Annotated in this window: 16 protein-coding genes; 9 read left to right on the top strand and 7 right to left on the bottom strand. The window is 67.5% G+C overall.

Annotated features, from left to right (window positions below):
- Positions 1 to 230: 230 nt before the first annotated feature.
- The 3 genes from I6A60_RS06460 to I6A60_RS06450 all read left to right on the top strand — a co-directional run bounded on the left by I6A60_RS06460 (position 231) and on the right by I6A60_RS06450 (position 5,533).
- Positions 231 to 905, top strand: coding sequence for a PadR family transcriptional regulator (locus I6A60_RS06460; RefSeq protein WP_203024773.1), 675 nt, complete (start codon positions 231 to 233; stop codon positions 903 to 905).
- A 76-nt stretch (positions 906 to 981) separates the two neighbouring features.
- A complete protein-coding gene (locus tag I6A60_RS06455) occupies positions 982 to 2,055 on the top strand; it encodes an inositol-3-phosphate synthase (protein WP_203024772.1) in 1,074 nt (357 codons plus the stop codon).
- Between the two features lie 910 nt (positions 2,056 to 2,965).
- Positions 2,966 to 5,533, top strand: coding sequence for a transglycosylase domain-containing protein (locus tag I6A60_RS06450; protein WP_203024771.1), 2,568 nt, complete (start codon positions 2,966 to 2,968; stop codon positions 5,531 to 5,533).
- 108 nt (positions 5,534 to 5,641) lie between these two features.
- On the opposite strand, the gene I6A60_RS06445 is transcribed toward I6A60_RS06450, so the two are convergent.
- Positions 5,642 to 6,160, bottom strand: coding sequence for a hypothetical protein (locus I6A60_RS06445; protein ID WP_203024770.1), 519 nt, complete (start codon positions 6,158 to 6,160; stop codon positions 5,642 to 5,644).
- A gap of 433 nt (positions 6,161 to 6,593) precedes the next feature.
- Between I6A60_RS06445 and I6A60_RS41325 the strand changes: the two genes are divergently transcribed.
- Positions 6,594 to 7,016 carry a hypothetical protein gene (locus I6A60_RS41325; RefSeq protein WP_238434890.1) on the top strand — a complete coding sequence of 141 codons (423 nt, stop codon included), beginning with the start codon at positions 6,594 to 6,596 and terminating at the stop codon, positions 7,014 to 7,016.
- Between the two features lie 90 nt (positions 7,017 to 7,106).
- Here the strand turns inward: I6A60_RS41325 and I6A60_RS06435 are convergent, their stop codons facing one another.
- The 6 genes from I6A60_RS06435 to I6A60_RS06410 all read right to left on the bottom strand — a co-directional run bounded on the left by I6A60_RS06435 (position 7,107) and on the right by I6A60_RS06410 (position 12,687).
- Complete coding sequence (locus tag I6A60_RS06435; RefSeq protein ID WP_203024768.1) at positions 7,107 to 8,378, bottom strand: cytochrome P450; 1,272 nt, start codon at positions 8,376 to 8,378, stop codon at positions 7,107 to 7,109.
- Positions 8,379 to 8,387: 9 nt separating this feature from the next.
- Positions 8,388 to 8,837 carry a nuclear transport factor 2 family protein gene (locus I6A60_RS06430; protein WP_203024767.1) on the bottom strand — a complete coding sequence of 150 codons (450 nt, stop codon included), beginning with the start codon at positions 8,835 to 8,837 and terminating at the stop codon, positions 8,388 to 8,390.
- A complete protein-coding gene (locus tag I6A60_RS06425) occupies positions 8,834 to 10,456 on the bottom strand; it encodes a long-chain-fatty-acid--CoA ligase (RefSeq protein ID WP_203024766.1) in 1,623 nt (540 codons plus the stop codon). Before I6A60_RS06425 ends, I6A60_RS06430 begins: the two co-directional genes overlap by 4 nt.
- A gap of 42 nt (positions 10,457 to 10,498) precedes the next feature.
- Positions 10,499 to 11,314: a phosphopantetheine-binding protein gene (locus I6A60_RS06420; protein ID WP_307873548.1), complete on the bottom strand. Its 816-nt coding sequence runs from the start codon at positions 11,312 to 11,314 to the stop codon at positions 10,499 to 10,501.
- 245 nt (positions 11,315 to 11,559) lie between these two features.
- Positions 11,560 to 11,892 carry a hypothetical protein gene (locus I6A60_RS06415; protein ID WP_203024764.1) on the bottom strand — a complete coding sequence of 111 codons (333 nt, stop codon included), beginning with the start codon at positions 11,890 to 11,892 and terminating at the stop codon, positions 11,560 to 11,562.
- A 408-nt stretch (positions 11,893 to 12,300) separates the two neighbouring features.
- Positions 12,301 to 12,687: a hypothetical protein gene (locus tag I6A60_RS06410; protein ID WP_203024763.1), complete on the bottom strand. Its 387-nt coding sequence runs from the start codon at positions 12,685 to 12,687 to the stop codon at positions 12,301 to 12,303.
- Positions 12,688 to 13,575: 888 nt separating this feature from the next.
- Between I6A60_RS06410 and I6A60_RS06405 the strand changes: the two genes are divergently transcribed.
- The 5 genes from I6A60_RS06405 to I6A60_RS06385 all read left to right on the top strand — a co-directional run bounded on the left by I6A60_RS06405 (position 13,576) and on the right by I6A60_RS06385 (position 22,230).
- A complete protein-coding gene (locus tag I6A60_RS06405; protein ID WP_203024762.1) occupies positions 13,576 to 17,310 on the top strand; it encodes a hypothetical protein in 3,735 nt (1,244 codons plus the stop codon).
- Positions 17,311 to 17,590: 280 nt separating this feature from the next.
- The gene (locus I6A60_RS06400) at positions 17,591 to 18,463 is read left to right on the top strand and encodes an AMP-binding protein (protein WP_307873555.1); all 873 of its coding nucleotides are present in this window, start codon (positions 17,591 to 17,593) and stop codon (positions 18,461 to 18,463) included.
- Positions 18,464 to 18,471: 8 nt separating this feature from the next.
- Entirely contained in the window at positions 18,472 to 18,840 is a 369-nt protein-coding gene (locus I6A60_RS06395; protein WP_203021231.1) for a nuclear transport factor 2 family protein, read from the top strand.
- Positions 18,841 to 19,000: 160 nt separating this feature from the next.
- Positions 19,001 to 21,043, top strand: a complete 2,043-nt coding sequence (locus I6A60_RS06390) for a glycosyltransferase family 87 protein (RefSeq protein WP_203021230.1) — start codon at positions 19,001 to 19,003, stop codon at positions 21,041 to 21,043.
- Entirely contained in the window at positions 21,040 to 22,230 is a 1,191-nt protein-coding gene (locus I6A60_RS06385; protein ID WP_203021229.1) for a hypothetical protein, read from the top strand. Before I6A60_RS06390 ends, I6A60_RS06385 begins: the two co-directional genes overlap by 4 nt.
- Positions 22,231 to 22,402: the final 172 nt, after the last annotated feature.

The following is a 22,402-nucleotide window of genomic DNA, read 5'->3' as shown; positions in this document are numbered from 1 at the left end:
AACTGTCCGACACCGCGGGAATCGGCGGGGGCTCCGCGACTGCGCGACGTCTGCCTGGAAGGTCATCACGGCGCCGCCGTTCGGACACCAGTGAGACATCCCCTGTTGCCATGGTCGTCCCGAGTCGTCTAAGGTCGATGTATCGGCTCGATATGTTGTGTCGACACATTGGCTCGACATGTTGGTACGACATATCGGGGACACACCGGGGCGGAGGGGAGGGCGGCGCGATGTTGGAGCTCGCGGTGCTCGGCATCCTCTCCGAGAGCCCGATGCACGGGTACGAGCTGCGCAAGCGGCTGGCGGCCGTGCTCGGGGCCTTCCACCGGTTCAGCTACGGGTCGCTTTATCCGCTCCTGCGCAAGCTGCAGGCCGAGGGCTTCGTCACCGCCGACGACGCCGGTGCGGCCGCCCGGATCGGTGGGCGCAGCCGGGTCGTCTACACCCTCACTGCCGAGGGGAAGGAACGCCTCACCGAGCTGCTCGGTGAGGGCGGCCCGGCCTCGTGGGAAGACGAGATGTTCGGCGTCCGCTTCGCCTTCTTCGGGAAGACCGACGCCGCGGTACGGCTGCGGATCCTCGAGGGCCGGCGCACCCGGCTGGAGGAACGACGGGAGAAGGTTCGTTCGGCGCTTTCCCGCACCCGGGAGCGCTTCGACGCGTACACCCTTGAGCTGCAGCGCCACGGGCTGGAGTCCGTCGAACGTGAGGTCCGTTGGCTCACCGAGCTGATCGAAACGGAACGCGCTCACGGTCAGCCCGGTATGGCGGATCTCGGCTTGCCGGAGCCAGCGCCGCAGCCGCAGGCCGCAGTTCGGCCCGCCGCAGTTCGGCCCTTGGTGCCACCCACGGCGCCATCCGCAACATCCCAGGACCCCGACGGTGAGGTCCCCGGGCCCCGGTGAGCGCCGCAGACTGACGCGGCGCCCCGCTGGCCCACTGTCCCGCATGCATTCCGCGTAACTAAAGGAGTAGACCGTCATGGGTTCGGTACGTGTCGCCATCGTTGGCGTTGGCAACTGCGCCGCGTCTCTCGTCCAGGGGGTCGAGTACTACCGCAGCGCCGACCCGTCCGACCAGGTACCTGGGCTCATGCACGTCCAGCTCGGCGACTACCACGTCTCCGACATCGAGTTCGTCGCCGCGTTCGACATCGACGCGAAGAAGGTCGGCCGTGACCTGGCCGAGGCCATCGGCGCCAGCGAGAACAACACCATCAAGATCGCGGACGTCCCGCCGACCGGCGTGACCGTCGCTCGCGGGCACACCTACGACGGCTTCGGCAAGTACTACCGGGAGACCGTCGAGGAGTCCGACGAGGAGCCGGTGGACGTCACCGCGATCCTGCGGGAGACGCGGGCCGACGTGCTCGTCTGCTACCTGCCGGTCGGGTCCGAGGACGCGGCCAAGTTCTACGCCCAGTGCGCGATCGACGCGGGCGTCGGCTTCGTCAACTGCCTGCCAGTCTTCATCGCCGGCGTGCCGGAGTGGGCCGAGAAGTTCCGCGCCGCCGGCGTTCCGATCGTCGGCGACGACATCAAGTCGCAGGTCGGCGCCACCATCACCCACCGGGTGCTGGCGAAGCTGTTCGAGGACCGGGGCGTCATCCTGGACCGCACGATGCAGCTGAACGTCGGCGGCAACATGGACTTCAAGAACATGCTGGAGCGCGACCGGCTGGAGTCCAAGAAGATCTCCAAGACCCAGGCCGTCACCTCGCAGGTGTCGCACGACATGGGCGCGCGCAACGTGCACATCGGCCCGTCGGACTACGTCGCCTGGCTGGACGACCGCAAGTGGGCGTTCGTCCGGCTCGAGGGCCGCGCGTTCGGCGACGTCCCGCTGAGCCTGGAGTACAAGCTCGAGGTCTGGGACTCCCCGAACAGCGCCGGTGTGGTCATCGACGCGGTCCGCTGCGCCAAGATCGCGCTGGACCGCGGCGTCGGCGGCCCGATCCTGTCGGCGTCGAGCTACTTCATGAAGTCCCCGCCGGAGCAGTACCGGGACAGCGTCGCCCGGGACAAGGTCGAGGCCTTCATCCTCGGCGAGGAGTAGTCGTCCCCGCGCACTCCTGAGTACGCACAGCGACGAGGGTCGGGCAACCGGAGGGGGTTGCCCGACCCTCGTCGTGTGTCGGGCCTGGCCGGCGCAGCCTTCCCGCGCAACCCGCGGCGCATCCCGGGCGTCCAGCTTTCAGGCAGTCTCCGCATGGTCGCGATGACTCCGCCCGGAGTCGCGGTCCGTTGGGGTTCGTGACGGTGGGCGGCGGCGAACCGTCGCAACCACCCGGAACGGACTGTGACGAACCGCCTGGACCTGACAACGCTGTAGATGCAAAAGGGGTTACCCAGGGGCGCTGGTCGGGCCCGTGTCCCGACATGAGACCCTGGGTTGCCATGTACCGAACGCGACCGAACTGTCTATATTGTCCCAGTCCTGGTCGCGGTGCGGGAAGGACGGGACGGCTTTGAGCCTGCCGAATGATCAGGAACCGCCCCGGCGGCGTCCGACGCCCCCAGGGGGCGCGCCGCGCGGCTTCGAGGACCTGGACGACAACCGGGGGCGTCCCGGCGGCCCGCGCCCCGGTCGCTACGGCCGACCCGAGTGGCCGGCCGACGAGGGCACCGATCGCTCTGCGCGGCCGCCGAGTGCCGACCGCGGTGTGCGGCCCGAGCGGCCGCCGGTAGCCGACCGTGGTGAGCGGCCGGTAGCCGGGCGCGGTCCGCGCCCAGGCGGCGCCACCGGTGCCCGTCCGCCCGCCGGGCGTGGCGACCTGCCCGGCGCGCGTCCCGCCGCCGATGATGGTGTTCCGCCGACCGACCGGCCCTCCTACCATCCGCGGGCCACCGCCAACCGGACTGGCGCGACAGGCGCGACAGGCGCCCGGCCGAGTGGCCCGCGCACCGGCGCCGGCCGCCCGAACGGCCCGACCGGTGCGCGCGCCGGTGGAGGGGTCACCGGCACCATGGCGATCGGCGACCGAGGCCGTGGCGTCTCCGACCGGAGCCGTGGCGTCTCCGACCGAGGTCGGCGTCCCCTGCACCCGGCCGAGCGCGACGCCGTCTACGACACGGTCGACCAGGCCGCGCTCAGCAAGATCGAGGTACGCGACCGCGACGAGAACGCCACCACCTACCGCCGCGTCGGCGCCGACGGCACCGCCCTGGCCCCCCGCAGGCCAACCGGCCCCGGCGGCCATCGGCGTCCCGGCGGGCCGAACGACCCCAACGCGGCCCCGGACGGCCCGGCCCGCCCCGGCCGCAAGGTCGGCGCGCACGGCCCGCGGATCTGGCGGGAACGGCCGCTGTGGCTGCGGCGCCTGGTCCTCTTCGGCTCGCTGGGCACCTTCCTGTTCTTCATCGCCGGTTGCGCGATCCTGTACTCGGCGACCAAAGTGCCGTTGCCGGCCTCGATCAAGACCGACCAGTCGTCGATCATCTACTTCTCCGACGGAAGCACCCAGCTCGCCAGGTTCGGTACGACGAACCGGACCGACGTCCCGTTGTCGCAGGTCTCCAAGCCCGCGCAGCAGGCGGTCCTCGCGGCCGAGGACAAGAACTTCTACACCGAGCCGGGCATCTCCTACCGCGGCATCGCGCGGGCGCTGCTGGTCAACCTCAAGAGCGGCAGCGTCCAGCAGGGCGCGTCGACGATCACCCAGCAGTACGTCAAGAACGCCTACCTGACGCAGGACCGCACGTTCTCTCGAAAGATGAAGGAGATCGTGATCTCGGTCAAGCTGTCGCACAAGTACTCGAAGGACGAGATCCTCCAGTACTACCTGAACACGATCTACTTCGGCCGTAACTCCTACGGCATCTACGCCGCCTCCGAGGCGTACTTCGGCATCCCGCCCAGCCAGCTGACCGCCGGACAGGGGGCGATCCTCGCTGGGCTCATCCGCCAGCCGAACTACCTCGACCCCGCGGTCCACCCGGACGACGCGAAGGCGCGGTGGAAGGAGGTCGTCAACACGATGATCTCCCAGAAGTGGCTGAGCTCGATGCCGGACTTCCCGCTGGCCACGGTGAAACCGAAGGTCGACGTCTCATCGACGAACGGTAACGTCCAGAACCGGTATATCCAGGACCAGGTGGTCCAAGAGCTCAAGGACCACGGGATCTCAGAACAACAGATCGAGACTGGCGGGCTACGGATCAGGACGACCATCGACCCGGCCCGCCAGCAGGCCGCCGTCGACGCGGTCAACAAGATCATCGGTCCCGTTTACCCGAATCCGATCACAAACTTGAAGACGGGTCTCGTCGCGCTCGACCCGGCGAGCGGAAAAATTCTGGCCTGGTACGGGGGATCACAGTACGGAAAAAATCCGCAGAGTCCAGACCCGAATTATGCGTCCTTCATAGATACGGTGACCCTTCCGATCCCGTCGGGTTCGACCTTCAAGGCGGTCACCCTCCTGACGGCGCTGTCCAACGGCGAGAACCTGAATTCGACGTATGACGCATCCGACCCGCAGAAGCTGCCCGGCAGCAACGGCAAGGACTACGTCATCAGCAATGACGAGGGCGATGCGAAGAAGGACTCCGCGAACCTGATCGAAGCGACCGGCGAGTCGTTGAACACGGTTTACGTGCCGCTCGGCTTCAACATCGGCGGCCCCGGTCTCGGCATCTCGAAGATCATCACGATGGCGAGGAGTCTGGGAATCTCGGCCGACCTGAAGCCTCAGGCGGGTATCACGCTTGGTGAGGACTATGTCCCCCCCATCGAGATGGCGTCCGCCTACAACTCCATCGCAAGCGGTGGGTACCGGACGACCCCACACATCGTCGACACCGTCTACAACGGCTCGAACCACCTGATCTACCAGGGGCAGCCGAGCCCGAAAAAGGTCCTCGAGCCCGGAGTCGCCGCCGACGCCAGCTTCGCGCTGCAGGCAGTGCTCAAGACCGGCGGCACGGCGGCGAGCACGGCGCCGCTCAGTGGGAGCCGCCCCGCCGCGGGCAAGACCGGTACGGTGCAGAGCTACCAGAGCGCGTGGTTCTGCGGCTTCACGCCTGGCCAGCTGACGGCCTGCGTGGACATGTACCGGGACCGGGCGCTGCTGGACCCCACCGCGGACCCGGCGAACCCGAAGCCTGCGAAAGATGAGGCGCTGACGGGAATCCCCGGTGCACCCAAGGGGACCGTCTACGGCGGTGGCATGCCGGCGAAGATCTGGAAGGCGTTCATGGACGCCGCGCTCAAGAACCAGCCGGTCAAGCAGTTCCCACCCCCGGTCTTCGGCGGGACGATCAACAACTTCACGCCGACCGACTCACCTACCCCGACGCCCACCGCGACGAGCATGGACCCGGGTGACCTCTTCGACCACCCGTCGAACTCCCCGTGGAACCCGCTGGCCAGCCTCGGCTTCGGCCAGAGCCACGGCACCACCAGCACCAGCAGTAGCGGAAATGGTGGCAATGGCTCAGGCGGTGGTGGCGGAGGCAACAGACCACCGACACCAACACCGGCGCCGACACCGACGACCCGAAGATCCGGCGGCCTCCTGATCGGATCTGGCTAGCAGAGCAACAGACGAAGCCGGGCAGGTCCTGGGATCTCCCAGGACCTGCCCGGCTCTTTCACGCAACGAACCGGCGCACTCGAGGGTTATCGCAAACCCCCTGGGTTCCTAACACATGACGCCAGTAAGATTTTCCGCCTCCCAAAACTCATTGATGCCCGTACCGGTCTTTGACGCACCGGCGACGCTGATGCCCGCACCGCAGTTGGGCGCGGTGGGTAGAGTGCTGCATCCCGTGCCGCCCGGGCCGATCGAGCAGGTCCGGTGGTACACGGGCGAGTCGTAGAAAGCGTTGGCGCTCGTGCCGGCTGGAAGGGCGCCGCCCATTTGCAGGTAGGCCCAGCCGGTGTTGCAGCGTCGGCTGTACTTCGTGTACAGGGTGCCGGGTGATCCGGTGGCAGTGCTGTAGCTTCCGGGGGCCAGCGCCCTGCTCCCGATCACGATCGCGTCCGACGTGTCACACGCGGTCGCCCGTGCGGCGGTCCCCTGTCCGGCCGGGCTGGTGGTAGCCGCGAACGCGGTACTGGACCAGCCCGCAACCACCGCCGTAGCGACCGCGCCTACTGTCATGAAACGCGCAGGCACGGCCGACGCTCCGGGATTGGGCGAGAAGAACTGAGTAGGCATAGCCAGCACTCCAAGGTCGACGGAAAGATGAAGACGGAGCGAAATGGCGGGAGTTTCTCGCGTCTATCAAGCCTAAGGCGTGCCTAACCGAGGGTCAGCACATGACGCCAGAAAGAGTATCCGAGGTCCAGAAGTCGTATCCCGTACCGAATTTTGTCGCATCGGCGGTACTGATGTCCGCGCCGCCGTTGGGCGCGGTGGGTGGTGTGCTGCATCCTGTGCCGCCGGGGTTGATCGTGCAGGTCCGATGGAATTGGACCAGCCCGCGACCAACGCCTCCGTTATCAAGGCCCAATGCGGGAAGGATCAAAATTAACACAAAACGCCCTCGACGGTGCCTGACTCCCATCCACCGCTTGGGGCGAACTTGAATCCGGACCCTGAAGCGATGCCCGCACCGCAATTGGGGGTGAGGGGGAAGGTGCTGCATCCCGTGCTGCCCGTGCTGACCGTGCATTGCTGCTGGAACACCGGCGAGTTGTATGTGGCGCCGGCGGTCGCACCGGATGGAAGGGCGCCGCCAAGATGCAGGTACGCCCAGCCGGTGTTACAGCTTCGACTGTATTTCGTTTGCACGGTGCCGGGCGATCCACTGGACCCGATGAGGGGATTCAGGGCCCCGCTTCCGATCACGACCGCGTCCGACGTGTTACACGCGGCCGCCCGCGCGGCGGTCCCCTGCCCGGCCGGGCTGGCGGTGGCCGCGAACGCGGTACTGGACCAGCCCGCGACCACTGCCGTGGCGATCGCGCCTACTGTCATGAAACGTGCGGGAATGGCGGACACTCGGGCGCTGGGAGAAAAGAAATCAGTGGGCATGGTCGACCATCCAGGTGGGTTCGTACGGATTGAGTAGAAAGCTCGTGCGGCGACAGTCTCGCTATAGCCGAAAATCCGCGGCAAGCGAATCAGGGCCGGGTTCTTGCGGGCTCGCCTCTCTTTGCTCTCAGGGCGGATTTGGTGTCGTGCTGGCGGGGAGGTGTGTGAGGGCGTTGACGGTGATCGACTGCAGGCACTGTGGTTCGCCGGTAATGGTCAGGTCTGGGAGGTGGTGGAAGGTTTCGCGGAATAGGGCACTGATTTCGGCGCGGGCGAGGTGGGCGCCGAGGCAGTGGTGGGGGCCGGGGCCGCCGAAGCCGAGGTGGGGGTTGGGGGTGCGGGTGAGGTTGAGCCGGTCGGGTTGGGTGAACAGGTTGGGGTCGTGGTTGGCGGCGGTGAAGCAGAGGGCGATCTTTTCGCCGGCTTTGAGGGGGTGGCCGGCGAGGGTGGTGTCGTGGGTGGTGGTGCGGCGCATGAGGACGACGGGGCTGGTGTAGCGGATGAGTTCTTCGACGGCGGTGGGTGCGAGGCGGTCGAAGTCCGCGGCCCAGGTGGTGCGGGCGTCGGGCTGGGTGTGTAGGGCCCACAGTCCGAGCGAGATGGTGTTGCGGGTTGTTTCCTGGCCGGCGAAGGTCAGCAGGGTGAAGAACGAGGCGATTTCACTGTCCGCGAGGGGCCGCCCGTCGATCTGTGCGTGGGTGAGGGTGGTGAGCAGGTCGCCGGTGGGGTGGGTGCGGCGGAACGCGGCGAGGTCGGTCGCGAGGTTGGCGAGGTAGGTGCCGGCGTCGAGGACGGCGCGGACGGGGTCAGGCTCGCCCGGGAGCAGGTTGGGGGCGCCCGCGGAGGCGATGAGAGTGGAGGCCTCAAGGACGCGGGCGTGTTGGCTGTCGGGGATGCCGAGCATCCCGGCGATGACCAGGAGGGAGAACGGTGCTGCGAGGTCGGTGACGATGTCGAACTCGCGGCGGGTCGCGACGGCATTGACGGTGTCCGCGGCGGCTTGATCGATCTGGCTGCGTAGCGTGCGTAGGTTCTGCCGGGTGAACGTCTGGGCAACGATGGCGCGGAGTCTGCGGTGGCCGGGGTCGTCCATGGTGATGATCGAGCCTAAGAGTTCCCCGAACCCTGTTGGTAGATCGTTGATAAATAGGGAGCCCTGGCCTGAGCGGAAGGCGGCCGGCCGGCGGATCGCCTTGATGACGTCGGCGTGGCGGGCCACCGCCCGATAGCCCACACCGAGAGGGAGACCGGGGACGGACGGCTCGTCGAACAGGGGGAAGCCAGGAGCCTCGCGGAGCTGAGCGAGGTGGTCAAGCCTTCGTTCGAGCGGGGCGTCACGGAACTCGCGGCTGGTCGGGGCGACGAGGGCAGAGGCCTGGCTCTGGGCGGTGAGCGGCATGGGTGAAGGTCAGGTCCTGTAGGTGTAGGTGAGGTTCGGGGGCTGGCCGAAGAAGGACACGATGGCAGCCAGTTGTCCCACCGGGGTGAATCGAACGAACTCGATGCCGGCCAGGGCCGTCTGACCGCGCCGATCCCGCATGGCCCAGGAGTAGCACGCGGTGTCGTGGTGCACGTCGAGGCCCGAGGTGCGGAAGGGCAGGTACCCGGGGTACTCCCCGGCCAGCCGGGTGATCAGCTCGGCGAGGGCACGGACTCCCGTGCTGGCGGCCAGCGGATTCGCGTAGGTGACGTCCTCGGCACACACCTCGGAGAGTCGGCCCGCGCGCTCATCGGCGTCGGCGGAGCGCCAGGCGTCGTGGACGCGGCCTATCGCCGCGGCGATAACCTGGGCGATCTCGCTGGTGGCGCCCTGGCCGACGTTAATCGGAATCTGGTGGCTGACCGATCCGCCGCTCACAGGGGTTGCCCCCACCGTCGCGCCGCGTCTGCGCGCTGGAGCTTGCCGGACGGCGTCTTCGGGATCGACCCCGCCGGTACGGCGCGCACCGCCGCGGGCCGGGCTCCGACTGTGGTGAGCACGGCCGCGGTGACCCGCGCGCAGACATCCGCCTCGTCGTGGCCGGGCCGCAACTCGAAGACGACCATGACGCTGTCGGTCCTAGCGTTCGGACGGCGGGTCGCGAACGCGACCGCGTTGCCCGCGCGGACTCCGGGAACGGATGTGGCGGCCTGCTCGACCTCCTCTGGGTGGATGTTGCGACCCCCCATGATGATCAGATCTTTGGCGCGGCCGCAGATGACCAGGTCGCCGTCGACCAAGTAGCCGAGATCACCGGTCGCCAACCAGCCGTCGACTGGTGGCTCGCCGAGGTAGCCGGCCACCGATGGCCCCGCGACCTGCACCTCACCCACCGTCCGCGGCGCGCAGTCGGCCCCGGTGGTCGGATCGACGACCCGGACCTGCATGCCGGGCAGGGGTGGTCCCAAGCAGGTCAGGCGGCGGGCCCGCCGGCCCGGCCGAGCAGGCACGGCGAGGTGGTGTTCCGCGAGGGTGTCGGCGTCGACGTCGTCGACTGTGAGACCGCGGTCAGGTTCGGGCGCGGTGACGGCGAGGGTGGCCTCGGCCAGCCCGTAGGCAGCTACGAACGTCTCCGGCCGCAGGCCATGGCGCAGCGCGGCGTCGAGAAAGCCCTCGATCGCCTCCGGATCGACCGGCTCACCGCCCGACAACACCTGCCGCACGCAGGACAGATCGAGAACCGGGCCAGCGCGCAGCAGCCGGCCGGCCAGCGCGTAAGCCGACGGCGGGCCCATCAACACCGTCGCCCGAAGCCGGGCGGCGTTGCGCATCCACGACGACGGCGACGCGAGATAGTCGCTCGGCGAGCCGACCAGCACATCGCACGCACCACAGGTCAGCTGCGATGCCAGCGCCCCGATCAGCCCCATGTCATGCGAGAAAGGCAGCCAGCTTAGCAACCGACCGTGTACTTCGCCATGCCGCAGCCGCTCCTGGACCGCCGCGATGTTCGCCGCGAGATTCCCATGGCTGACCTGGACAATCTTCGGATCGGACGTGGTCCCACTGGTGAACTGCAGAATCGCCGGATCATCGTCGGTGAGATCAGGCACCTTCCACACGCCAGCAGGGCTGGACGCGAGTACCTCCGTAAGAAGCGCCACCCGCGCCCCATCAGCCGTGAGCACGCCGGCCAGGTCCTCATAAGGCGCACCAACCAACACGACCGGATCACCAAGCGCGCCGAGCCGCGCCAGGGTCTGCCCGACGTAGCTCTCCACCGACACGGTCCGCGCCGGAGTCGGCGCACAGGTCAGGCTCGCGCCCGCCATCCACACCCCAACCAGCCCGGTCACCACCGCACGCGACGGCAGCCCCAGCAAGACCACCCGATCCCCGGGCCCAATCCCCCGAGCGTCGTGTAGCCACACCGCGACCTGCTCCGCCTCTGCGAATAACTCAGACCACGTCAGGGTCTGTTCATCGTCCTCGCTGAGAAAGGTGATTCGGCCTCTCGCGCGCTGAGCCCGCGCGAACCCATCCAACAACCCGACCACGACTCACCTTTCGTGTCGGACATCACCGTCAAGGGGGTCTGGTTAGCCGGCGAACTCGCCGGAGAATGCCGGCTCCTGCCCGGGCCGGTAGATCGCGAGGATCAGCCGATCCCACCTCCGGCCCCGGTAGTAGTCGTGTCCCCGTAGCCGCGCCTCCACCGACAGCCCGCGGCCGATCGCACTCGCGAACTGTGTGAAGTTGAACTCGGGGAGCTCCAGGTACAGCTTCCTCAGAGGCCACACGTCGAACAAGTAGCTGACAAACAGCTGTACCGGTTCAGCCGCAATACCCGAACCGAGGTACTGCCCCGCCATTGCTGCCCCCACGTAGGCATGGCCCAAGTTCAGGTCCGCGTTGTAGCACATCACATGCCCAGCGGGTTGGCTTGTTTGCACCGACTCCACGAGGAACTGTGCGAACACTCCCTGCCACAGGTCGTTCTCGAACTGGGCGAACGGTGGCACCGATCCCCGGTACCGCCAACGAAAACCTACGTCAGGGCTCACCGCGAGATCGTAAAGGAACGGCGCGGCCTGTGGGTGCACTGGCACCAATCGGAAGAATTGGCCGGCGAGCTGCGGCGGACCTACAAGACTCTCGGAACCGCCCGCTGTCTCTGCCTCAGTTTCGCCGGCCGGCGCGGAGAAAGACCCGATACGCTCCCGATAGCAGGCATACAACCCGCCGATCGTCCCCGCCTCTAGCCACTCCCGCTCCTCGATATTTGCCCCGAGGTCCGTAAGTGACGCCGCTAGTTCCAGTAGGCCGAATGAGTCAAGGCCCAGATCCGTCTCCAGGCGGGAAGTCGTGTCCAGGATTTCCCGCAGTACACCTGTTCGCGTACTGACCAGATCCACGAAATCATCCTCAGTTAGCATCTGCTCCCCACCGCCCCATCTCCTGTTCGGCTAGCTTCAAATCCCAGAAGTCGGTGATGTAGTGACGGTCGATTTTAGCCGCCAACTTCAGCAGCTAGACCGTCAGAATGAAGCTCGCGAGCGGCCCCACGGCGACCGAAGACACGGTCCGCGCCTGGCTCCACTTCGAAGGACCTGTCATGCACACGAGAACTCCTGTCGCCATCGCTCGCGGGGGTACCTCGTCAGGTGGCGAAGAGCTCGGGATCGTACTGAACGGCGGCTTCGAACAGAGCAGCCACGAGAAGACAGCCGAGGCCGATCGTCCAGCCGATCCAACGCTTTCCTCTTGCTCCGATCACGGCCGCTAGTAGCGCGGGAAGAGCTGCCAACAGACCAACCTCCAAGAAAAGCCCGGCATGCGTTCGAATGTCGACCGGGCCGCCCCAGTTGACGTGGAAGTGTCGGTCCCGACGTGCAGCCCAGCGCAGAAGAAAAAATGTCAAAATGGGGCTGGCCACGGCACCGGCGACTGACAATATGTCCTGGAAGTCGCGCCATCGCGAGGAAGGCTTCACGAGCAGTAGATCCTCCCACCGTCATCGTTCGCACCAGGCTACGACTTCAAGGTGAAAGTGTCGACCCTGGCTCCGCTGTCCGAAGTAAGCTGCGACCGGCGTGACGAGGCCATCGAGAGTGAGGTCGACGGTATCGCCGCCGTCGGGTTTCCTCGTGGTGAACTCTGTAGGTTGCCGTCGCCTTGTTGTTTCGCTGGGACCGGTCTGCTGTGTGATGGGCCGAGGTTTCGAGGCGGAGGCGTGGCGAACGGACATCAGGACGCGTAGCCGTAGCTTGGCGACGTGGCTGCGGTAGATCGTCAGGATGAAGTCCGGCACCTCCATGCAGATCTTTCGTAGGTCCCAGACCTGGATAGATAGCGTAGGAGCATCCCGGTGGCGATCATCGGCAGGCTGCTGGCGATTTTCTCAGGAGCGGCCAGGTCGTAACGGAAAGCCACGTACTCGGGGGCTGACCGGGCGCAGGGCAACTGTGCGCTGCGCAGAACCGGGTGAGAAGGCCTCGACTCGGGCCTGGAAGCGACGGTGCCTGCCTGCCCCGACGCGGGCGATGTCGATGGCATCGATGGCATCGACGAGGGCCTGTAGGTCGCCGACGGTCCGCGGCCCGCTTGGCGGCAGGGCGGCGAAGGTCAACCCCCTCAGGTGCGAGCAAGCTTGTAGTCCAGGGCGCTGCAACGAGTCGAGGCCGAGCTCGTCCCGGAGACTGGCGGAAAGAATGGTCATAATCGGGTCGACGTTCAGCATGCTCGCAGGAAGGTCCTGGACGGCGGTGCATTGCAGTTCACTGAGCACGGACGCTCCAACACGTGAGCCAGCGGGACGCATCCTGAAACAGATCCGCCGACGAAGTCCTATTCCAGCGTTCAGGAGCGGGTTCCCGGAACAGGACGTGGTGCGAGCGCCGATCGGTGGGCTGAGGTAGGGGCAGCGGGGCCCAACATAGCAGCGGTGACCCGGCTGCGCGCAAGCCCTATGTGCAACTTTCTCTTGGTCGGTCTCCGGCACGCCTTCCAGGTCGCGGACTACCAGCGACTATGACTCACGGTAGTCAATTCCGCTTCCCCTTAGGGCGCTAACGGCGCATCGATATAGCTGGTTGTAAGCGCCAACTCGATGCGAATCACTTTCAGTGAGCGTCTTGCCGGCAAAGACCCTGCTCAGCCGCTTGTCGCGTCAACGGCCCCCGGGAGAGGATTCTGGCCACAGAAAGTAGTCGCGAGCGGGCGTGGGTTGCTGGTTGACAGCGATGGTCCGGGTCCGCATAGTCATGCCTCATGTGAGTATGTCGTAATTCGCAACCCGGCTCCCGGCTCTGGTCGGGCGGTCGTGGCAGGTCCGTGCGCGCCTGCGTGATCAATCGAGCGCACGTCTCGCCCACTCGACAGCCCAGGCGCTGAACCTCATAACGATCTGTTTCAGGAGATCGTCTCGCGGTTTTTCATGCGTCTTTGTTCGGCTGCCCGGGGGTGCGCCCACAAAGAGGTCGCCAATGTGGCAAGCCGACGCGCGGAAGTCTCTGTGGTCTCGCATCCTCCTCAACACCAATGATCAACGACACGGATTGTTTGTCTTAGCCGCGCGCCGCTGCGCGACTCCGCTGTCGTCTAGATGCCTGATCGAAGCAGAGGAAGAGCCTTGCCTCGAACGCGTAGGTACAAGCTTCTTTTCGCAGAGACCATCGTGATCGTGATCTGCCTGGCGCTGGCGATGTCGAGCGGCCTCCCCGGCCTCACCGGCACCGCCCTCGCGGTGGAAGCCTCGCCAGGTGGGGGATCCGCGCCCGCCGCCGCGACCGGCGGGGGTACGTCGGCGAGCCCAACCCAGCCCGGCGCCGGTGGCCACGTCCCAGTGCCGGCCGGGGACGTCGCGGCGCTGGCGGTCGGAACTCCTGACGGAGTGAACGTCCTGGTGCCGAACTCCGCCGCCGACGGCGGCTGGCGGGAGCTGACCAACCTCTCGGTCCAGGGCTGGGACACCCCGCTGTGGACCGAGTTCCACTGCGTGACGGGCGACGGCCGCTACCTGGCGGTCACCTTCGCCCCGATCGGCATGGCCGACGACGAGACGCTGAGCGACGAGGGCGCGTTCGGCGCGATCGTCGACCTCAAAACCGGCGGCCGGTGGGTTCTGCCGGTCAGGGTCGGACTCAAGTACTACTCGCCCGGCTGCGGCACGGGCACCGACGTCGTCTTCAGCCGTAACACCGGCACCGACCACGCGAACACCGAGCTGATAAGGGTCGACGCCGCGGGCAGTAAAATCCGGGACCGCCGGACCGTCACCGGTCGGGTCGCATCGGCCGTGCCGACGGCGAAGGGCGTAGCTGCCGCCGACGGATCCAGGGTGATCTCGGTCGCCGCCGACGGTGGCAAGTCGACCCTGGAGACGGCGCCCGGCGCGGTGTTCGACCTGCGCCCGAGTTCTGGCGATGGGCTCGACTACCTCTCCGTGACGGGCTCGACGACCTCGAAGGCGTTCCGCCGGAGCAGTGGCGGCAAGGTCGCCGAGCTGGCCGAGGGACCGCTGCAGAACCTGGCGCTCTGGCAGGGCCGGGGCGGCAAGAACCACCTCGTCGGCCGGACAACTCGGGTGGCCGGCGGAAACCCGATCGATGTGCTCGGCACCGACTCGCAGCCGGTTGACCTGTCTCTGGACGGCGGCCTAGTCGTCGAAGGGGAGGACGTGCCAGGCGCGACCGCGCCGACCAAAACAACCAGCGCCATAACGATCAAAAACCGGCCCCGGTCGGGCGGTGCGACCACGACCACCCAGGTCACCGCCGCCGCACCGGATCAGGCACCCGCGGTGAGCACCAGCCCCCCGCCATCCAGCCTGGGGCCTGGCACCCTGAAGCCGAACACCATTCCGAGTGGCGGAGCCGCCGGTTCTGGCTCGCCGTGCGCGGTCGCGCCGCTGGATCCGGCGATGCAGATCATCCAGCCGTCGCCAGCGCAGATCGAGTGGGCCGCCTACCGCGCCGTCTCCGGTGGCCTGACGGCTCAGCGGCCCGCGAACTGGGAGAAGCACGGCCTTCCGGCCTATACGCCGGCGTCGCTCATCCAGGTCGCGAACCTTACAGGCGTCCCCAGTGGGGGCCACATCCCAGCCCAGGTGCTGATGGGCGTGCTCGCGCAGGAGTCCAACTTCAGCCAGGCCAGCTGGCACTCGCTGCCGGGCATCGCCAGCGACCCGCTCATCGCCAACTACTACGGGACGGCTTTCAGTTCCGATGCCACCCTCATCACCGGCGCCAATCCGAGTAACGCCGACTGCGGTTATGGTGTCGGCCAGATCACGTCGGGTATGACGGCCGCGGCCACCAGCCCCTGGGCGAGTGACACCGTGAAGCTGGCGATCGCCACCGACTACGAGGTGAACGAGTTGGCCGCCGTCAAGATGCTCACGGACTTCTGGAACCAGCTGTACGGCATGGGCATCCTCGCCAACAACAGCGATCCGAACAAGATCGAGAACTGGTATTTCGCGCTCTGGGCCTACAACACCGGGGTCCACACCAACCCGTTGCCGAGCAACTACCACTCGATCGGCCTCGGCTGGACCAACAACCCGGCGCAGAACGACTACCCACCGAACCGGCTGCCTTTCCTCAGCGCCAGCTACGCCGACGCCGCCCATCCCTCGCAGTGGCCCTACCAGGAGAAGGTCCTGGGGTGGGCCGAATACCCTCAGCTTAACCAGACGGACGGAAGTTGGAAATACACGCCAAGTTCCGCCCTGAACCTTCCGTCGAACTATTTCCTCTTCTGCACGACAGCGAATAACTGCAGCCAGACGAACACCTCTGGCGGCTACTGCAATAACACTGATCGCTCGTACTGCGCGTGGCACACGGCGGCCAACTGGAGCTCTTCGCTGCATTCCGAGAATGACGACGGAGACATCGGGGGCGGCGAGCCGGCAGTCGCCGATCCGTACCCGGCGTCATGCTCCGCCGCAGCGTCGCCCGTCGTGCAGACGCCGGGAACCACCGCCCTACCGGGTGGCGCCGTGATCGTCGACGACCTGTCGAGCTCCGCCACGAATCTCGCGGGATGCGGGACCACCTCGTCGGCGGGGAGCTTCTCCCTCGCCTATGGCACCGACAGCTCTGGCCATCCGCTTGGAGCCATCGACACCCATCAGCTGGGCGTCGGATACATGGGTCATACCTACTTCTCGCGTACCATCGCTCTCGCCCGCGCCTCGTCCTCTCCTTCCGTCGGCGTAACCGGCACCTGGACGCCGCCATCCAGCGTGACCGGCTGGCAGCGAATCTGGGTGCACATCCCGAACAACGGCGCCGACACCGCGCAGGCCGACTACATCATCAACACGGGCACGACGACGAAGGACCGGATTGTCAACCAGCGGTGGAACCAGAACGCGTGGTTCGATCTCGGCTCGTTCCAGCTCAGCGCAGGTGCCTACGTCTACCTGACGAACGTCACCAACAACGACTGGAACCACACCGTCGACATCGCATGGGACGCGATCGCCTTCACCCCCTCGTCGAAGCCCGCCGTCAGTTACGTCGCTTTCGGCGACTCCTATCAGTCAGGGGAGGGCGTCGAGCCGTATTACGACAACTCTGACAGGCCGGCGTTCAACGGAATAAAGGATGCTTGCCACCGCAGTCCGCAGGCGTACTCAAACGCCGTTTTCAACGCGCTGCGGGCCGCTCGTCCAGGCAATGACGAGTTCCACTTTCTCGCCTGCAGCGGAGCTGTGATCAACGATGTCAACGGTCAACTCTACGATCAGGGTGAAGTTCCGCAGATAAACACAAACTGGCTGGACGAGAACACCACGAACGTAACAGTGGGAATCGGCGGAAACGACTCCAGATTCTCCACGATTGTGAAGGCATGCATTGAGGGTGAAATACCACTCTCTACTAACTGTATATCGCCCGACTACCATCTGACCGTTTCCGGAGTCGTCGACCCGCAGCCGCTCACCACCCAGGAACCGGCCGTGATCGACGCGCTCAAACCTAGGCTCGTCGCTCTCTACCAGCAGATCCATACACTCGCTCCGAACGCGCAGATAACCGTAGTCGGTTATCCACATATCGTGACGACTGGGCTGCTCGACATCGATCCAGTGTGTGACACCATCAACCCCAACACCGCGCAATGGTTTGCGGACATGGCAGACCGGTTGGACTCCGTGACCTCCCAGGCAGTCACGCAGGCAGGGGTCGGCGCGACCTTCGTGAACCCCGCGACCGTCTTCAACGGACCCCCGGATCACGGGGCATGCACCTGGAATCCGAGCGATGCATGGATCAACGAAGTGATCCTTGGCAGTAGTTCTGGAAGTGGAAGCGACACCGAGGGGCCCGGCAGCTTCCATCCGAAGGCAGTCGGCCACACGGCGACCGCCGGGCTTATCAACGCCTCGCTCGGTGTGTAGGAGCGCCCGTTCCGGCAGAGCCTAGGACTGAATCGCCTCCTCGTTCCGCGGCCGTCGGTGGCCGCGGAACGAGGAGGCCTCGGCTTCCGAAACAACGAAAGGAATAGCAGAGCGAGGTACGCGGAAGAGCTGTGTGCACTGCTGACCGGGGGGGTTCGTCGATGTGGACGTCGACCTGACGTCGACGCGCCCCTGGTGTCGACGGGAGCCCTGGACTCGCTGGAGCAGGTCCGGCTGGTCGGGACGTTGACCGACCGCCGCCGAGCCTCGGGTCCAGACGATCGTCGGCCCGACGTCCGCGTACGCGCTCGCCGCACGGCTTCTTCCCTTCGGTCCTAGCCTGGACCCCTCGACGATCACCGGTGTGATGTCCGGCGGTGAGCAGATCGACCCGGACGCGATCGAGGCGTTCCTGACCGCTGCGGCGCCGCACGGCCTCGGCCTGCGGAGGTTCCTGCCCGGATATGGCCTGGCGGAGGCGACCTTCGCCGTCACCGTCCCCGGCCCGATGCAGGGCCTGCGGGTCGACGAGGTCGATGCGGACAGCCTGGCCCGCGAAGGCGTCGCGACGCCGCCGGCCCCTGGCGCGCCGGCGCGCCCTCTGCCGCTGCTCGGCCGGCCGACCGCCCAGACCAGCCTGCGGTTTGTCGACCCGGTGAGCCATCAGCCGCTACCCGACAGGACGATCGGCAAGGTCGAGGTTCACGGCCCGGCGGTATCCATCGGTTACGACGATGCGCAGCCCATTGAGGAGGGTTCCGCCGACGGATGGCTGCGCACCGGCGATCTCAGCTACCTCGTGGACGGCGAGCTCGTGCTCTGCGGCCGGGAGAAAGTTCTGATCATCGTCGGAGGTTGCAACATCTATCCTGAGGACGTGGAGCGCGCCGCTGGGCAGACACCCGGTGTCCGAGCCGGCAATGCCGTCGCGTTCCCGGTGTCGCGGCCGGGCGGCCTTGGCGAGGGCGTCGCCGTCGCAGTCGAGTCTCGCGTCCCGGACCCCGACGCCGTGCGCCGAGCGGTGACGGACAGGGTCCGCACCACGATCGGCATTCAACCGGTCGCGGTCTACGTCCTGCCTGCCGGCTCGATCCCGAAGACGCCCTCGGGCAAGCTTCAGCGCGCCGAGGCGGCCCGGCGGTTCGCGTCATGACCAGCCCGGTGGCCCGCAACGACATCGTCGTCGGCACCGGCGCCGATCCCGCGGTCGCGGACACCATCGTGGAACTGCTCACGCTCGGGCTTTCCGCCTGGACCGAACACGATGCCGACCGGCGCAGGAAGATCTTGGCCGACTGCTGCGCTCCCGACGTGGTGTATGTCAGCCCACTGGGCGCGGCCACCGGGCTCGACCAGTTCACGGACCTGATTGGCGTCGGCCAACGCAGCTACCCCGGCTACCGACCGGTCCGAACCACTGCCATCGACCTCCACCACCGGCACGCCCGTCTCGAGTGGGCGTTCCGCGACAGCGCCGGCGGACCACTCTTACCGGGCTCGACATCCTCGTCTTCAGCGACGAGCCCTTGATCGTCGCCATGACCGCCTTCTACGGCCCCACCCCGCCGATCCGCTACACATATGGGTGCGCCGGGCTGCCCCGCTGAGGGCACGCGTGGTGGCCGGCGAAGCCCAATCGCGCATGTACCACAATGGGTTGCATGAGTGGGGTGCGGATGAGGTGGCGGGGATGACGGCGGCCGACGTCGTGGACGTCACCGTCAGCCCTAGCGACGAGGACCCTGTCGTCCGGGGCGCGAGTGAGCTGGTCGGTGGGCCGCCCGGGCGGCATGCGGCGTTGCCCGCGTCGACCTGGTGGACGCCGCTGCGGGTGCTGCTCGCCTTGACGATCGTGGTCTGCGGCCTCGGTTACACGCAGAAGGCGACCTGCCGGGACACCCGCAACTGGGCGCACGAGTACCAGTACACCCGGATGTGTTACTCGGACGTCGTCGCGCTCTACTCGCAGGAGGGCCTGTCCGGCGGTAAGACGCCCTACCTGGACTACCCGACCGAGTACCCGCCGCTGATCGGCCTGACGATGGAGGTCGTCGGGGCGGTCTCCCGGCTCGCTCCCACCCAGCACCCGGTCTACAAGAAGGTCAACGGCCAGCAGGTCGTCGATCACTACACGATGGACAGCCGGTCGGCCCTCTTCTACGACCTGACCTGGGTCCTCTTCCTCGGCCTGGCCTGTGTCACCGTCGTCGCGACCGCGCTGACCGCCGGCCGAAGGCGGATCTGGGATGCGGCGCTGTTCGCGCTCGCGCCGACCATGGTGCTGCATCTCCTGACGAACTGGGACATCATCGCCGTCGCCTTCGCGGCACTGGCCATCTACGCGTGGTCGCGACGGATGCCGGTGGTCGCCGGGGTGATGCTCGGGTTGGGCGTGTGCACCAAGCTCTACCCGCTCTTCTTCCTCGTCGGGTTGTTCATGCTGTGCCTGCGGACCGGGTACCTGCGTACCTTCGCCCGCACGGCGATAGCCACCGCCGCGACCATTGTGGCGATCATGCTGCCGACCTGGCTGGTCGCCGGCTATTTCGTCGGCACGCAGAAGGTGCAGGACGGCATCCTGCCGACGTTCTTCTCGGGCGGGGATTGGCTCAGCCTGCTCGGCGGCCACGGCCCGGACGGCTCGCGCAACGCGGTCGAGCAGTTCTTCCACCTGAACGAGACCCGTGTCGCCGACTGGGACTCGGTCGCCTTCGCCCTGCAGTGGCTCTCCGGCGCGCACGATCCAGGCTGGCTCGGCGGCCTGCACCTGGTGGTCGTCCTGCTGAGCGGACTCCTGCTGGCGGGGGCGGTCGTCCTCGTCCGATATCGCGCCGAACGAGCGCGGTGGGCCGCGGAGCCCGGAGAACCGGAGCGCGCCCCGGGCCTGCTCGACGCGCCGCGGGTCCAGGTGGCCCTGGCCGGCGGGACGTGGCTCGTCATCGTCATCGCGACCCCGCTCGTGCTGACCGCGATCCGTGAGCACGGCATCCCGGTGCACGTGCTCAACTGGGTCACCGCGGTGGTGTTGCTCGCGGTCGTCGCCGTGATCTGCGCGCTGTGCTGGTTCGCGCCGCGACGGCCCCGCCTGCCGCAGGTGCTGTTCCTGCTCGTGGTGGCCTTTCTGGTCACCAACAAGGTGTTCTCGCCGCAGTACACGCTGTGGCTGGTGCCGCTGTACGCGCTCGCCCGACCTAAGTGGCGAGCATTCCTGGTCTGGCAGGCAACCGAGGCCTACCTGCTCTTCATGCGGTTCATGCACTTCATCTACAACGACACGTCCGGTGGGCGAGGGGTCGCGCGCGGCTGGTTCGTCGGCGCGGTGGCGCTGCGCGACCTGATGCTGCTGGTGCTCGCGGGCCTCGTGGTCCGCGAGATCCTGCGCCCGGAGCTGGACGTCGTGCGTGCCTCCGGGCTGGATGACCCGGCCGGCGGCGTCCTCGACGGGGCGGCGGACGTCGTTCCGGGCCGCGGCCGGGCCGTGCGCCGGGACTACGCGCCGCCCGACCGGCCGCCGGTCGTCGAGCCCAGCCCGACCGTGCCCGAGTACGCCGAGACGGGACCGCTCCCGTCACTCGGCCGGCTTTGGCGACGCGCCGAGGCGGTCGGTGACGCCGGCGCGACCCAGACGGGGACGGGAACGTCCGGCCGCGGCGACGAGACCGGCGGGGATGACGGCCTGAGCGAGCCGGGTGCGCTGTTCAAGCCGCGCCGAACGGATCCCGACGTTCCGTGACGTCGCTGCTCACGCCGGGGGAATCGGTCGAACCAGGGCCGTCGGTCTCGGCCGCGCGGACCTGGTGGGCACGGCTGCCGGAGGCGGTGCGTGCCACCCTGCCGGTCTGGTTCGCCAGCAGGGTCGGGGTCGCGGTGCTGTCGTACGCGGCCGCGCGGGTCGCGGTCGAGGGCGCGCTGGGCCGGCAACCGACGTTCCTCGCGCTGTGGGACCGCTGGGACGTCGGCCTGTTCACCAAGGTCGCGCGCTACGGCTACGTCTCGCCGCACTATGCCGACCAGACCGAGGTGGACTTCCCAGCCTTCCCGCTGGCGATCCGGCTGGTCCACCTGTTCACCCGCAGCTGGCTCGCGTCCGGGCTGATCGTCGTCTTCCTGGCCGGCGCAGTGGCGATGGCGGCGATCTGGCGGCTCGCCGCGGACGAGGACGGGCCCCAGGCTGGCCGGGCGGCGGTGTTTGCCGCGATCTTCGCCCCATATGCGGTCTTCCTGTTCGCCGGCTACTCCGAAGCGTTGTTCCTCGCCTTCGCCAGCACCGCCTGGCTGGCCGGCCGGCGTGGCCACTGGTGGGTCGCCGGGCTGCTCGCCGCCGGCGCCACCGGCACCCGGATCACAGGCATTCCGCTGTGGTGCGGGCTGGTCGTGCTTTACCTGGTAGAACGTCGGGCCGCCGCGCAGCCGGTGCTCGCCCGACCGGCGTTCGCGCTGGCGTTACCGCCGCTGCCGGTCTTCGGCTTCCTCTGGTATCTGCACGGTAAGACCGGCGAATGGAACGCCTACACGGTGGCGATGCGGGCCGGCTGGCACCGCTGGACCGACTGGCCGTGGTCCGGCTGGCGGGCGACGTGGCATACGGCCTTCCCCGGTCCGGACGGGTCCACGACGTTCACCTGGTTCTGGCGGGCCGAGCTGCTCGCCGTCGTGCTGGGTGTCGTCGTGACCCTCCTGTTGCTGCGCGGCCGGCGCTGGGCCGAGGCGACGTTCGTCGGCACCGCGACCCTGCTGATGGCCGCGACCAACTACTACGCCTCCGGGGTGCGCACGATGCTGGTCGCCTTCCCGGTCTACCTGCTGTTGGCCCGGCTCGCCGGCCGGTACCCGCGGCTCGCGCCGGCATACCTTTGGCTCTCCGGGCCGGTCATGGCCGCGTTCGTTGTCGCCTTCACCCAGGGCCACTGGGTCGACTGACCGCCGTGAGGGCGCGCGTTACTCGGACTGGTGGCTACGGTCGGTAGCGCGTGGGGTGGTGCGAGGACGCCCTGGATGACCATGCCGAAGCCGAGGACGATCCCGGTACCGAGCAGGGCCGCGGCGGCGATCGCCGGGTATGGCATGGGCGGTGGTTCGGGCTCGTGCTGCG

This window comes from Frankia sp. AgB1.9, assembly GCF_016786355.1.
Lineage (GTDB): Bacteria > Actinomycetota > Actinomycetes > Frankiales > Frankiaceae > Pseudofrankia.
Note: the sequence above shows the minus strand (reverse complement) of the source record. Positions and strands in the feature narration are given on the sequence as shown.

Bases quoted from the DNA above. Each gene is read 5' to 3' on its own strand.
- I6A60_RS06460 (WP_203024773.1), top strand. From the start codon at position 231: ATGTTGGAGCTCGCGGTGCTCGGCATCCTCTCCGAGAGCCCGATGCAC.
- I6A60_RS06390 (WP_203021230.1), top strand. From the start codon at position 19,001: ATGACGGCGGCCGACGTCGTGGACGTCACCGTCAGCCCTAGCGACGAG.
- I6A60_RS06435 (WP_203024768.1), bottom strand. From the start codon at position 8,378: ATGCCGCTCACCGCCCAGAGCCAGGCCTCTGCCCTCGTCGCCCCGACC.
- I6A60_RS06445 (WP_203024770.1), bottom strand. From the start codon at position 6,160: ATGCCTACTCAGTTCTTCTCGCCCAATCCCGGAGCGTCGGCCGTGCCT.
- I6A60_RS06455 (WP_203024772.1), top strand. From the start codon at position 982: ATGGGTTCGGTACGTGTCGCCATCGTTGGCGTTGGCAACTGCGCCGCG.
- I6A60_RS06450 (WP_203024771.1), top strand. From the start codon at position 2,966: ATGGCGATCGGCGACCGAGGCCGTGGCGTCTCCGACCGGAGCCGTGGC.